Source organism: Paracoccus binzhouensis (assembly GCF_016446475.1).
Taxonomy (GTDB): domain Bacteria; phylum Pseudomonadota; class Alphaproteobacteria; order Rhodobacterales; family Rhodobacteraceae; genus Paracoccus; species Paracoccus binzhouensis.
In genome coordinates this window covers 58,720-71,300 of record NZ_JAEHFP010000008.1, presented here as the reverse complement: position 1 = coordinate 71,300, position 12,581 = coordinate 58,720, and the positions used below count along the sequence as shown (strand labels likewise).

14 protein-coding genes are annotated in these 12,581 nt (G+C 70.7%); 5 read left to right on the top strand and 9 right to left on the bottom strand.

Annotated features, from left to right (window positions below):
* From I9P22_RS04345 to ric, 3 genes are all read left to right on the top strand, one after another.
* Positions 1–1,175 (top strand): UbiD family decarboxylase (locus tag I9P22_RS04345; protein WP_199258161.1); only part of this gene is annotated, 1,175 nt, incomplete at its 5' end.
* Positions 1,172–1,753 (top strand): UbiX family flavin prenyltransferase, encoded by a 582-nt coding sequence (locus tag I9P22_RS04340; protein ID WP_199258160.1) that lies wholly within the window; start codon positions 1,172–1,174, stop codon positions 1,751–1,753. The genes I9P22_RS04345 and I9P22_RS04340, both read left to right, overlap by 4 nt.
* Positions 1,750–2,415 carry an iron-sulfur cluster repair di-iron protein gene (gene ric / locus I9P22_RS04335; RefSeq protein ID WP_199258159.1) on the top strand — a complete coding sequence of 222 codons (666 nt, stop codon included), beginning with the start codon at positions 1,750–1,752 and terminating at the stop codon, positions 2,413–2,415. The genes I9P22_RS04340 and ric overlap by 4 nt, the downstream gene beginning before the upstream one ends.
* Positions 2,416–2,439: 24 nt before the next feature.
* Here the strand turns inward: ric and I9P22_RS04330 are convergent, their stop codons facing one another.
* From I9P22_RS04330 to I9P22_RS04290, 9 genes are all read right to left on the bottom strand, one after another.
* The gene (locus I9P22_RS04330) at positions 2,440–2,712 is read right to left on the bottom strand and encodes a DUF6522 family protein (RefSeq protein WP_199258158.1); all 273 of its coding nucleotides are present in this window, start codon (positions 2,710–2,712) and stop codon (positions 2,440–2,442) included.
* An 89-nt stretch (positions 2,713–2,801) separates the two neighbouring features.
* The gene (locus tag I9P22_RS04325) at positions 2,802–3,518 is read right to left on the bottom strand and encodes a Crp/Fnr family transcriptional regulator (protein ID WP_199258157.1); all 717 of its coding nucleotides are present in this window, start codon (positions 3,516–3,518) and stop codon (positions 2,802–2,804) included.
* 191 nt (positions 3,519–3,709) lie between these two features.
* Positions 3,710–4,402 (bottom strand): Crp/Fnr family transcriptional regulator, encoded by a 693-nt coding sequence (locus tag I9P22_RS04320; protein ID WP_199258156.1) that lies wholly within the window; start codon positions 4,400–4,402, stop codon positions 3,710–3,712.
* A gap of 106 nt (positions 4,403–4,508) precedes the next feature.
* Complete coding sequence (locus tag I9P22_RS04315) at positions 4,509–5,318, bottom strand: SUMF1/EgtB/PvdO family nonheme iron enzyme (RefSeq protein ID WP_199258155.1); 810 nt, start codon at positions 5,316–5,318, stop codon at positions 4,509–4,511.
* Between the two features lie 69 nt (positions 5,319–5,387).
* Entirely contained in the window at positions 5,388–6,518 is a 1,131-nt protein-coding gene (gene nirK / locus I9P22_RS04310) for a copper-containing nitrite reductase (RefSeq protein ID WP_199258154.1), read from the bottom strand.
* A gap of 177 nt (positions 6,519–6,695) precedes the next feature.
* The gene (locus I9P22_RS04305; RefSeq protein ID WP_199258153.1) at positions 6,696–6,974 is read right to left on the bottom strand and encodes a metal-sulfur cluster assembly factor; all 279 of its coding nucleotides are present in this window, start codon (positions 6,972–6,974) and stop codon (positions 6,696–6,698) included.
* Between the two features lie 5 nt (positions 6,975–6,979).
* A complete protein-coding gene (locus I9P22_RS04300) occupies positions 6,980–7,513 on the bottom strand; it encodes a DUF2249 domain-containing protein (protein ID WP_233253202.1) in 534 nt (177 codons plus the stop codon).
* Positions 7,485–8,843 carry a hypothetical protein gene (locus I9P22_RS04295; RefSeq protein WP_199258152.1) on the bottom strand — a complete coding sequence of 453 codons (1,359 nt, stop codon included), beginning with the start codon at positions 8,841–8,843 and terminating at the stop codon, positions 7,485–7,487. Before I9P22_RS04295 ends, I9P22_RS04300 begins: the two co-directional genes overlap by 29 nt.
* Positions 8,844–8,955: 112 nt before the next feature.
* On the bottom strand, positions 8,956–9,612 hold the full coding sequence (locus I9P22_RS04290; RefSeq protein ID WP_199258151.1) for a GntR family transcriptional regulator: 657 nt from the start codon (positions 9,610–9,612) through the stop codon (positions 8,956–8,958).
* Between the two features lie 174 nt (positions 9,613–9,786).
* On the opposite strand from I9P22_RS04290, the gene I9P22_RS04285 reads away from it, so the two are divergent.
* Both I9P22_RS04285 and I9P22_RS04280 read left to right on the top strand, forming a co-directional pair.
* The gene (locus I9P22_RS04285; RefSeq protein ID WP_199258150.1) at positions 9,787–11,169 is read left to right on the top strand and encodes an SLC13 family permease; all 1,383 of its coding nucleotides are present in this window, start codon (positions 9,787–9,789) and stop codon (positions 11,167–11,169) included.
* 34 nt (positions 11,170–11,203) lie between these two features.
* Positions 11,204–12,574 carry a malonyl-CoA decarboxylase gene (locus I9P22_RS04280; RefSeq protein ID WP_199258149.1) on the top strand — a complete coding sequence of 457 codons (1,371 nt, stop codon included), beginning with the start codon at positions 11,204–11,206 and terminating at the stop codon, positions 12,572–12,574.
* The last annotated feature ends 7 nt before the right edge of the window (positions 12,575–12,581 follow it).

Here is a 12,581-nt window from a genome sequence, read left to right as displayed (position 1 = left end):
CCCCGCCCGAGGGGATGCGCGACGCGCTGTCGCGCTGGCCGGCGCTGCGCGCGGCGCTGGCCGCCCGGCCGCGGCTGACGCGCCACCCCGCCTCGCAGGAGGAGATGCTGCCCGGCCTCGACCGCCTGCCGGTGCAGACCCCCTGGCCCGAGGATGGCGGGCCGCTGATCACCTGGCCGGTGGTCATGACCCGGCCGCACGGATCCGAGGCCGCGGACCATGGCCGCTACAACCTGGGCGTCTATCGCACCCAGGTGCTGGGGCCGGACCGGCTGATCCTGCGCTGGCTGGCGCATCGCGGCGGGGCGGCGCATCACCGCTCCTGGCTGCGCGCGGGCGAGCCGATGCCGGTCGCCGTCGCGCTTGGCGCCGATCCGGCGCTGCTGCTGGCCGCCGCCCTGCCCCTGCCCGAGACCGTCTCGGAACTGGGCTTTTCCGGCGTGCTGCGCGGCGCGCGCACGGAACTCGCCGCCGCCCGCACCGTGCCGCTGATGGTGCCCGCCCGCGCCGAGATCGTCGTCGAAGGCTGGGTGCATCCCGGCGAGACCGCGCCCGAGGGGCCCTTCGGCGACCATACCGGCTATTACAACGCCGTCGAGCCCTTCCCGGTCATGCGCGTCAGCGCCGTCACCTGCCGCCGCGACCCGCTTTACCTGACCACGGTGACCGGCCGGCCGCCCGACGAGCCCTCGGTCATCGGCGCGGTGTTCAACGACCTGGCCCTGCCGGTGATCCGTGCCCAGATCCCCGAGATCCGCGACCTGTTCCTGCCGCCCGCCGCCTGCTCCTATCGCATGGCGGTGGTGCGCATCGACAAAAGCTATCCCGGTCAGGCCCGGCGGGTGATGATGGCGCTTTGGGGGATGCTGCCGCAGTTCTGCTATACCAAGATGATCGTGGCGGTGGACGGCGAAATCGACATCCGCGACTGGGACGACGTGCTTTGGGCCTTGTCCACGCGCATGGACCCGGCGCGCGACGTCATGCTGATCGACCGCACGCCGATGGATTACCTGGACTTCGCCTCGCCCGTCGAGGGGCTGGCCGGCAAGATCGGCCTCGACGCCACCACCAAGATCGGCGCCGAGACCACCCGCGACTGGGGCCGCGAGATGCGCCTCGACCCCGCGCATGAGGCGCGGGCGGCGGCGATCCTGGCGGGGGTGGTGGCATGAGCCGGGTGGTGCTGGGCGTCTCCGGCGCTTCGGGTGCGGCGCTGGCGCTCGCCTGCGCCGGGACTCTGGCGCGGCTGGGGGCCGAGATCGACCTGGTGGTCTCGGCCATGGCCGAGCGGACGCTGGCCGAGGAGGTCGGGCCGCAGGCGCTGGCCGGGCTTTGCGCCATGGCGGCGCGGGTGCATCCGCAGGGCGACCTGGGTGCGGCCATCGCCTCGGGCTCCTGCCCCGTCGCCGGGATGATCGTCGCGCCCTGCTCGATGCGCAGCCTGGCCGCCATCGCCCATGGCCTCGACGACAGCCTGCTGACCCGCGCCGCCGGCGTGCAGCTGAAGGAACGCCGGCCGCTGGTGCTGCTGGCGCGCGAGGCGCCGCTGACGCTGGCGCATCTGAAGAACATGCAGGCCGCGGCCGAGATGGGCGCGGTGATCCTGCCGCCGGTCCCGGCCTTCTACCTGCGCCCTGCCAGCCTGGCCGAGGCCGTGGCCCAGATCGCGGCCCGCGCCGTCGATCTTCTGCATCTCGCCCCGCCGCAGGCCGGGGCCTGGAACCCCGAAGCGAAAGGAAACCACCCATGACCGACACGCTGCTTGATCCCGAAAACACCGTGCGCGACATCGCCGCGAAACTGCCCGGCGCCGCCGGCATCTTCCGCGATGCCGACATCAGCTTCTGCTGCGGCGGCGAGCTGAGCCTGGCCGATGCCGCCCGCAAGGCCGGGCTGGACCTGGCGGCGCTGACTGCGCGGCTTCAGGCGCTGATCGACCGCGCGGCGCAGGACGCGCCCGCCGACACGGCCGGGCTGATCGCGCATATCCTCGACCGCTATCACGCCACTCATCGCGAGGAACTGGCCTTCCTGATCCAGCTCGCCAACCGGGTCGAGATGGTGCATGGCGACCATGACGAGGCGCCGCTGGGCCTGACCGAGGCGCTGATCCTGCTGCAGGGCGAGCTGGACGCCCACATGACGAAAGAGGAAAAGGTGCTGTTCCCGGCCATCCTGCAAGGCATCGGCGCGACGCTGGCCGGGCCGATCCAGGTGATGCAGCAGGACCATGCCGACACGTCGGAACTGCTGCGCCGGATCGAGCATGTCACCAACGGGCTGCGCCTGCCCGTCGGCGCCTGCGGCTCGTGGACCGCGCTTTATACCGGGCTGCGCAAGCTTTGCGACGACGTGGTCGCGCATATCCACCTGGAGGAAACGATCCTGTTCCCGCGGGCGCTGGCCGCCTGAACCCGGCCGGGCCGCGGCGGCGCCTCAGCCGGCGCCGCCCGGACGTTCGGGACGGTCGAAGCGCGCCTGTTTCAGGATGCGCCCCTCGGCATCGACGGTCAGGCGCAGGACGCGGCCGGCATGGAAGAAGCTCAGCCGGAAGGTGCCGGCATCCGCGCCCTCGCCGGTCTCGCAGCGGCTGGTGATCCGGCCCTGCTGCATCAGCGCCGGAACCAGGGCCGGGTCAAGGCCGAAGGCCGGGGCGAGCAATTCCGCATCGACGACGAAGCGCCCGTCCTGCCGGCTTATCCTGTCCATGGCCCCGTCTCCTCGCAGCCGCCGCCCGCCGGCAGGCTGGCCGAAAGCCCAGCCCGCTTCCTTGACCGATGTCAAGCCTTGCCTCTTGCTCAGCCGGCGGGGCCGAGCGCGCCCAGCGTGTCCGCCTGGGCCAGGTCGCGCAGCCGGCTGACCGAGGCGATGGCGGCGCTGGTCTGGCTGACCCGCACACCATGGTCGCGCAGCCGAGCAAAGGCGCGGCTCAGGCTTTCCGGCTTCATGCCCAGCCGCCCGGCGATCAGCGCCTTGTCATAGGGCAGCACCACCGTGGCGCTGGCCTCGCCCTCGGGGCAAAGCTCCAGCAGGAACTCGGCGACCCGCTGGGCGCCCGACAGCGCCTTGAGCTGCTCGATCTGCTCGACCAGCCCCTGCAGATGCATGAAGGTGGCCGACAGGATCGAGATGGCGATGGCGGGATGGGCGTGCAGCAGGTCCAGCACCGCGCGCGCCGGAATGGCGATCAGCTGGCAATCCGTCGATGCCTCGGCCGAGACCGGATAGCTGGCGCGGCGCAATGCGATCGGTTCGCCGAAACTTTGCCCGCGCGTCATCACCCCCACCACTGCCTCGGAACCGTTGGCGGCGACGCGATAGAGCTTGACCCAGCCGTCTGCGACGACATGGATGAAATGGGCGGCATCGCCCTGGTGAAAGACCGCCTGGCCGCGGCGCTGGCGGCTGACATGCGCCGCATCCAGCAGGCTGTCGCGCAGGTCGGGCGGCACGGCCGAGAGCAACCGCGACTGGCAGGCGATCTGGCGATGCGCGGCAGAGAGCTTCATTCTCATCGGATCGGACCTTTCCGGGACCAGGGCCGGCCGGCCCCGGCAGTCACGGCCGGGACAAGGGCGGCAAAGGGCGAAGGCGGGTTCATCGGCATGTATCCGGGCCATGGGTTCGGAACCAGGGCTTTACGCCCTTCCGCGCGCCGGCTCGTTGAGCGAACGCAAAGAAGCGGCCGGAAATCGGCCGGCGGCGATCAGCCCGCGGGATCGGCGATCCGCGCCAGCGCGCCGGCGTCGATCACCGTCAGCTTCTGCCGCCCGCCCTCGACCAAGCCGCGCGCCTCCCAGCCGGAAAGCAGGCGCGAGACGGTGTGCAGCGTCGTGCCGGTCATCTCGGCGATGTCCTGGCGGGTGATGGGAAAGTCGATGCGGGTGCCGCCGCCCTCGATCCGGCCGGCCTTCTCGGCCAGACGCAGGACGGCATGGGCCACCCGGCGCTCGACCTCCTGGGTGGACATCTCGCGCAGGCGGGTATGGGCCTCGTCCAGGCGCTGGCCGATGGTCTGCAGGGCGTTGATCGCCAGCCGGGGATTGCTTTCGACCACCGTATCCCAGTCCGACATCGGCCAGCCGGCCACGATGGAATCGACCGCGGCGCGGGCGGTGCCGGGATAATCAGGCCGGGCCAGGGCGCGGGCAAAGCCGAACAGGTCGCCGGGATGGACCACGCGCATCATCACCTGCTGGCCGTCCGGCGTGACCTGCGTCACCTTCAGCCGGCCGTGCAGCAGCAGGTAGAAGGCCGTGGCCTGCGCGCCCTGCTCGAAGACCGTCTCGCCCTGCGCCACGCGATGCGCGCCGGCACGCGCCATCAGCCGCGTCAGCGCCTCGGGCTGCATGTCCCGGAACAGGGGCAGGTTCCGCACCAGTGAGATGTCGATTGCCACCTTCCGCGCCTTCACCATGGGTTTCCCCCTAGGTGCCGCAAAACCGGGCGAGAGCAAAGCATTCCTGTGGCCTTCTTCCGTGGGGTTTCGTCCCGGGCCCGAGGGCTCAGCCGGTCGCGCGCACCAGGCGGAACCCCAGATTGGCGGGCGGCACCCCGACCGAGCAGCCGCCGGATTTCGGATCGCGGATGAAATCGACCATGGCGGCGCGATGCAGCCCTTCGGCGATGTAGATGCCGCAGCTTTCGCTTTCGCGCAGGATGCGGCCGTCGTCGTCGATCTGGACCTGGCGCAGGCAGGTCGAGGTCCATTCCCAGACCGCGCCGCCGATATCGTGCACGCCCAGCGAGTTGACGTTCAACTGGCCCACCGGCCGGATCTCTCGATCGAGTTCGCGCTGGCGGGCGGCATCGACGGCATATTGGGCCAGCCACAGCACCGCCGGATTCGAGGGGTCGCTTTCCACCCCCAGCCGGTCGTCGCGGAACAGCTCGGCCGCGGCATGGGCCCATTCGACATCGCTGGGCAGGCGCCAGCCCTGGCCGGTCTCGGCCGAAAGCCAGGCGGCATAGGCGGTGGCGTCCAGCCAGTTCACGCCCGTCACCGGCAGTTCCGGCCGGTCGGTCGCGCCGCCGGGCGCGGCGCAGGCCCCCGCCGCCACGCATTCCAGGTATTGCCCGGTGCTGACCGGGGTGGCCATGATCTCGACCGGCGCGGGGATCGAGACGGTGGCGACCGGCGCGTCGACCGGCCAGCCGGCCCGCTGCCAGTCGCCGTCCAGCCGATGCTCGAAGGGCCGAGGTTCGAGCCGCACCATGCGCGGCAGCTCCGGTCCCTTCGCCTCGCGCGAGGGCGGCCACAGCGTCACGCCAAGCGCGCCGAGCGCCGCGGCAAAGAGGAAGGCGGATCCGTGCATCGGATCTCTCCGTTCACAGAAGAAGGGAAAGGGCCGCCCCGGCGACGGGCGCGGGGCGGCCGGAGCGGATCACGAACTGATCGGGCTCGGGGGCATGACCTGGGTCATCAGGTCGTCGTTCCAGTCGCCCTCGACCACCACATGGCCGGCGGCGCCCAGCTCGAAGGCCTCGATCAGGTTGTGGTTCACATAGGCATAGACGCCGGGCTGCTGGAACTTGTAGATCATCAGCCCCGCGGTGCCGCCGGGGATGAACCAGGTCTCCAACCCATGCTCGGGCGGGTTGTTGAACTTGCCGGTCGCCCAGACATAGTCGCCATGCCCGCCGATCAGGTGTGGCCGGGTGTCGCGGTTGGCCTGGCTGTGGATGAATGCCACCGTCTCGCCCACCTTCGCCTTCAGCGCGTTGTCGCCGGTCAGCGCGCCCACGGCGCCGTTGAAGACCACGTGGCTGGGCGTCAGCGTCTTCATGGCGGCGACGGTGTCCTCGTAGCTTTCGCCGGGGCTGTCATAGATCTTCCACTTGCCGGTCTCGTCCTTCGGCACATAGAAGTCCTGCTCGCCGATGTAATAGGCGCGGTCGTACTTGACCGGCTGGCCATCGCGGTCCTTCAGCCCGTCGCGCGGCAGCACCATGACGGCACCGTTCATCCCCGAGACGACGTGCCAGGCCACCATGCCGGGCGGGGCGCAGTGATAGACGAAGACGCCAGGCTTGGTCGCCTTCCAGCGCAGCACGCATTGCTCGCCGGGACTGACCTGGGTCAGGGCGCCGCCGCCCAGCGCGCCGGTCGAGCTGTGGAAGTCGATATTGTGCATCAGCTCGTTCGAGACCGGGTTGACCAGCGTCAGCTCGACATAATCGCCCTCATGCACGACCATCAGCGGGCCGGGCACCGTGCCGTTGAAGGTCGAGGCCCAGACCTCGGCGCCGTCATCGTCCAGCGTGATCTTCTTTTCCTCGATGACCATGCGGAACTCGACGATCTTCGGACCGCCGGTCGCCACCTGCTCATGCGCGTGCACGAAGGGCGGATCGACCAACTCGACCTTGACCCGCGGCAGGCCGGCCACGTCGGTCGCGGCGGCGGGGGTCAGCACCTCGCCGGTTTCGGCGGCGGCCCGGCGCACCTGGGTCAGGACCCCGGCAACGGCGGCGCCCGCCAGCATGGTGCGGCGGCTGACATTCAGGGTGGTCATGGCTTGCTCCTTTCGGTCTGTCTTTGCGGCCCGGTTCCTTCCGGTCGCCGCAATGATCGCAGGTTTCGCCAAGCCCTTCGTTGTGCCGGAGCAAGCAACTTCGACTCTTTTGCCCGGATATTTGATGCAGCGCAAAGAGCGTGCGCTTTTCCGGGCGCCGAAGGGCGCGGGCGGGTGTCAGGCCGGCTCCATCCGGTCCGGGGTCCAGGGCGGATCCCAGGTCAGCCGGACCTCGACCACGCACACGCCGTCAAGGCGCGACACCGCCGCCTCGACGCCCTGGCGCAGCATCTCGGTCAGCGGGCAGCCGCGGGTCGTGGTGGTCATCACAATGGTCACATGACCCGCCTCCTCGGCGATGGCATAGATCATGCCCATGGCGACCAGGTCGCGCCCGGTCTCGGGGTCCAGCACCTCGCGCAGCCGGTCGCGGACGAGATCGCGCAGATCGGCCATGGCCGTCACCCCCGCCCGCCGCCGTCGCCCCGGCGCACCATCAGCCGATAGCTCGCGCCGTCCGCAGCGAAATTCCCTGCCCATTCGTGGTGGCGCATGGCCAGTTCGGGAAACAGGAACATCGGTTCGCGGTCGAGCAGCGCGAACAGCACCTCGCCCGCCGCCATGGCCTCGAGGGTCTCGAGGATGCGCACCATCGGCTCGGGCGGCATCAGCCCGGTCAGGTCCAGCGTCCGCGCGGGGTCGGGCCACAGCGCCGCGCCGGCGGCCGAGCCGGGGGTCAGCCCCGCCTCGGGCCCGGCGCCGACGACCGGGGTGAAGGTCACCTCCCAGGCGCCGCCCTGCAGCAGCCGGTCGCTGGCGCCGAAGCCGCGATTCGCCATCACCCCGAACAGCGGCACCGGCCGGAACGGCGTGATCAGGCGCAGCGGCTGGCCGGGCAGCAGGCTGTCCACCGCCGCCATGATGGCGGAAAACGGCTCCTCGCCGCGGGCCAGGGGCGTGCGGACGTCAAGCTCCAGCGGTTCGGGGATGGTCATGGTCGGGTCTCCGGGGTGAAGGGGGAAGGATGATCGGCGGCAGAAGGGCGGGCCGGCGGTCGGCGGCCAGGTGGCGCAGCCGGCGGATCAGCACGACCTCGCGGCACAGACCCAGGGCAGCGAGCAGCAGGCCCAGCGCCGCCAGCCGGAAGCCGGGGGCAAAGCCCGCCAGCAGCGCCGCGGTGCCGCCCGCCGCCGCCGCCACCCACAGCGCCAGCCAGCGCCCGGCGGCGCGGGCATCGGTCAGCTCATGCACCATCGGCACCGGCCGGCGGCCGATCAGCGGCGAGAACACCTGGATCCAGGTCAGGAAGCTGGCAATCTTGACCATCTGCGCCAGGGTCAGCGTCGAGAGCCAGCCGACCAGCGCCGCAAAGACCGCTGCCTCGGCCCAGGCGCCACCGTGCCACAGCGCCGGCCCGCCCAGCAGGGCCGAAAGGCCCAGGAAGCCCAGCGCGGCGCGGCTCCATTGCATGTTGAGCTCGGGCTGCGGCCGGCGGCGGGCTTGCCACATGCGCCGGGCCTCGGCCAGGTAAAGCGCCACCGCCGCCACCGAGGCCAGCACCGCCAGCGGCAGCAGCCGCGCGGTTCCCCCGCCCAGCAGCAGCGCCGCCAGCCCGGCAAGGACCAACGCCAGCGCCAGCAGCGCGCAGGCGAAACCGGCATCGCGCAGCCGGCTGCCCCTGTCGGGCGCCAGCAGGAACATCGGGAACAACTGATAGCTGACGCCGATGGCCGAAAGCGTCAGCCAGCCGCCGACGCCCAGCAGCACATGCAGCGGCATCCCTTCCGGCAGCAGCACCATGCCGGTATCGGACCCGGACAGCGCCAGCGCCATGCCGGCGCCGCTGACCCAAAGCGCCGCCAGCGCCAGCAGCGCCGCCAGCACCGCGCGCCCGGCATCCTGCCGCCAGCCCCGGACCGCCAGCAGCGTGGCGCCCACCATCGCGAGGGCCAGCCCGAAGGCCAGCGCCAGCGGCAGCGGCGCGGCGGCCAGCAGGGCGAAGCCCGGCTCCCAGCCGTCAAGCGCCAGGAAGCCCCCGGCCAGCATCAGCGTGCCCAGGCTGCAGGCCAGCAGCGCCGGCAGCGCCAGCCGGGCCAGCGCCAGCGGCCGGGCCGCGAGGACCGGGGTGAACTGGATCAGCGAGCCCAGCATCATCTGGCAAAGCCAGCCCAGCGCGAACAGGTGCAGCACCGCCAGCCCCGGTCCCGAGGACCACAGCCCCGGCCCCGCGCCGCCCAGCACGGCCAGGCCAAGCGCCGCCAGCAGGAAGGCCAGCGCCGCAGCGAACCAGGCCATCGTCCAGCGGGAAAGCTGTTTGCCGATCATGGGGCACCTCGGGAATGCTTTGCCCCATCCTCACGCAATTTCCGCCGCCGTTCCTTGTCGCGGCACAAATTCGGCGCGATCCGTTGTCGCGAATCGCCCCGGCGCCCGCGACTCAGGCCCCCTGGCGCAGCGCCGCGATCAGATCGTGGAAGCGGTCGCCCTGCACGATGACATGCGCGCGCAGCGCCTCGGCCGCGCCCTCGCCGTCGCCGGCGCGGATGCGCGCCACCACCGCATCGTGTTCGGCAAAGGACCGCATCATCCGGTTGCGCACCTTCAGCTGCATGCGCCGATAGGGCTGCAGCATGGCGTGCAGGCGCGAGGCCTCCTGTTCCAGAAAGGCGTTGTGGGTGGCGCGATAGATGCAATGGTGGAAATCCGAGTTGCGGGCGTAATAGGCCTCGACCTCGCCCGCCTCGGCCAGCCGGCGGCATTCGCCATGCACCGCCTCCAGCGCCGCCAGCTCGGCCTCGGTGATGCGGCGGGCGGCCAGGCGGCCGCAGGTGGCCTCGACCTCGGCCATGACCTCAAAGCGCTCGGCCAGCTCGCCCGGGCTCCATTCGGTGACGAAGGTGCCGCGCTTGGGCACCACCCGGACCAGCCCCGAGGCCTCGAGCTGGTGCAGTGCCTCGCGGATCGGGGTGCGCGAGACCTCGAACTCGCGCTCCAGCGCCTCGGGATCCAGGCGGGCGCCGGGCAGGTAGCGGCCTTCGACGATGGCGTTTTCCAGCGCGTTGCGGATGCGCAGCGGGGTGGGAATCGTCGCCATGAAAGCCTCCTTCGCCTCTCTGCCCGGAAGATAGGCGCTTCGCCGGCATTTATCCATGTTCCCTTTTGTTATATACAACAGCCAATCGGAAACGTATAACAGCCCGGTGAGGATTCGCGCGCCGGAGGAGGGCGCGGGAATCGACAAGGAGGTTTGCATGGAGAGGAGCCGCGCATGACCCCGCATCTGCTTTCAATCTATATGCTGGCGGCGATGTTCGTCGTCGCCACGATCTGGCCGATCAACATGGGCGTGCTGGCCTTTGTCGGCGCCTTCCTGGTCGGCACATTGCTGGCCGGCCAGGCCGCCAAGGAGATCATCGCCGGTTTCCCCAGCGGCCTGTTCCTGACGCTGGTCGGCATCACTTGGCTGTTCGCGCTGGCGCAGAACAACGGCACCATCGACTGGCTGGTGCGCATGGCGGTGCGCGCCGTCAAGGGCCGCATCGGCGCGATTCCCTGGATCATGTTCGGCATCTCGGCCGTCCTGACCGCCGTCGGCGCGGTCAGCCCCGGCGCCGTCGCCATCGTGGCGCCGATCGCGCTTGGCTTCGCTTTCCGCTACCAGATCTCGCCCTTGCTGATGGGCCTGATGGTGGTGCACGGCGCCCAGGCCGGGGGCTTTTCGCCGATCAGCATCTATGGCGGCATCACCAACGGCGTGGTGGCCAAGGCCGGGCTGCCGCTGTCGCCGATGACCACCTTCGCCGCCAGCTTCTTCGTCAATGCGGCGGTGGCGCTTCTGCTGTTCATGGCCCTGGGCGGGCGCAGGCTGATGCAGGCGCGCTCGGACCGGATCGAGCCGGTGACGGTCCCGCATGTCGAGATCGCCCGCCCCGCCACCGGCCCGCAGATCTTCGGCGACAGCGAGGCCGAGGCGCTGAGCCGGCGCATCGGCGAGGAAGGCGGCGGCGAATCGAACCGCCTCGTCGCCGAGGTCGAGGAAGGCAACCAGCCCGACGGCACCCCCTATCAGATCGCGACCCTGGCCGGGCTGGCATTGCTGGCGGTGCTGGTGCTGGCCTTCAACCTCGACATCGGCTTCGTCTCGCTGACCATCGGCCTGGCGCTGGCGCTGTGGGATCCGACCATGCAGAAACGCGCCATGGCGCAGGTCGCCTGGCCCGAGATCGTGCTGATCACCGGCGTGTCCACCTATGTCGCGGTGCTCAAGCACATGGGCACCATCGACTTCGTCGGCCATAGCGTCGCGGGCATGGCCTCGCCCTTGCTGGCGGCGCTGATGCTGTTCTTCATCGGCGCGGTGGTCTCGGCCTTCGCCTCGTCCACGGCGGTGCTGGGCTCGCTGATCCCGCTGGCGGTGCCGTTCCTGCAGGGCGACACCGGCGTCGGCGCCATCGGCTTCATCGCCGGCATGGCCGTCGCCTCGACCATCGTCGATGTCAGCCCCTTCTCGACCAACGGCGCACTGGTTCTGGCCAATGCCCGCGGGGTGGACCGTCAGGCGTTTTTCCGCAAACTGCTGAACTACGGCGCGCTGGTGACGCTGGTCGCCCCGGTCGTGCTGTGGCTGATCTTCGTCGTGCTGCCGGGGTGATCCCGGCAGGCCACCCGCTATTCGGAGGCCCGAAATGATCAAGACCGTCGAGACCCCGCGCCCCGCCCGCCCGGCCTTCCTGGGCGAGCTGTTCGAGGTGCTGACCGAGCGCGGCCGCCGCCTTTTGGGGCGGCGGGGCGCCGGCACTGCCCCCGAGGCGCCCGATCTGTGCGAGTTGGGCGAGGCGCTGCTGTCGCGACGGGGCGAGGCGTCGGGCGTGGCCCTGGCCCAGGGCCTGCTCGCGGCCTTCGAGGATGCCGGCGAGGGGGCGAGGCTGGCCTTCCTGCAGAACCTCGCCGACCGTTTCGGCCCCGACCCGGCGGCGGTCGGCGCGGCGCTGGAGGCGGTGCAGCGCGACCCCGGCAACATCGAAGCCGTCGAGGCACTGCACGACGCCGCCGAACCGCGCCGGCAGGAACTGTTCCGGCGCCTGAACCTGGCCCCCGGCGGCACGGCGGCGCTGGTGCGGATGCGCGAGGAGCTGCTGCGCCACCTGAAGGGCAACCCCGCGCTGCGCCGGGTGGACGGCGATTTCGCGCATCTCTTCGCGTCCTGGTTCAACAGGGGGTTTCTCGTGCTGCGCCATATCGACTGGAACACGCCCGCCAGCATCCTGGAAAAGATCATCCGCTACGAGGCGGTGCACGCCATCCAGAACTGGGACGACCTGCGCAACCGCCTGCAGCCGACCGACCGGCGCTGCTACGGCTTCTTCCACCCGCAACTGGTGGACGAGCCACTGATCTTCGTCGAGGTGGCGCTGACCGAGGAGATCCCGGACAATGTCGCGGGGCTGCTCGATCTCGACCGCCAGCCGATCGAGGCGGAGCGGGCCAGCACCGCGGTGTTCTATTCCATCTCGAACACCCAGCGCGGGCTGGCCGGGGTGTCCTTCGGCAATTTCCTGATCAAGCAGGTGGTCGAGGAACTCAAGGCCGAACTGCCCAACATCCGCACCTTCGTCACGCTGTCGCCTGTGCCGGGCTTTGCCGCCTGGCTGGCCCAGCAGCGCAAGGACGAGATGTCGGAACTGATCGACGCCGACCAGCGCCTGGCCTTCGCCCTGCTGGACGAGCCCGGCTGGCACAAGGACGCGGCCAAGGCCGAAAGCCTGCGCGCCCCGCTTCTGGCCGCCGCCGCGGCCTATTTCCTGCGCGCCCGCGACGGCAAGGGCCGCGTCGTCGATCCGGTGGCGCGCTTCCACCTGGGCAACGGCGCCCGGCTGGAACGGCTGAACTTCCTGGGCGATGTCTCGGCCAACGGATTGAAGCAGTCGCATGGGCTGATGGTGAACTATCTCTACGACCTCGGCCGGATCGAGGCGAACCACGAAGCCTTCGCCGAACGCAGCGCCGTCGCCGCCTCGGACAGCGTCAGGCGGGCGCTGCCGGCCTCCAACGCATGAACCACGG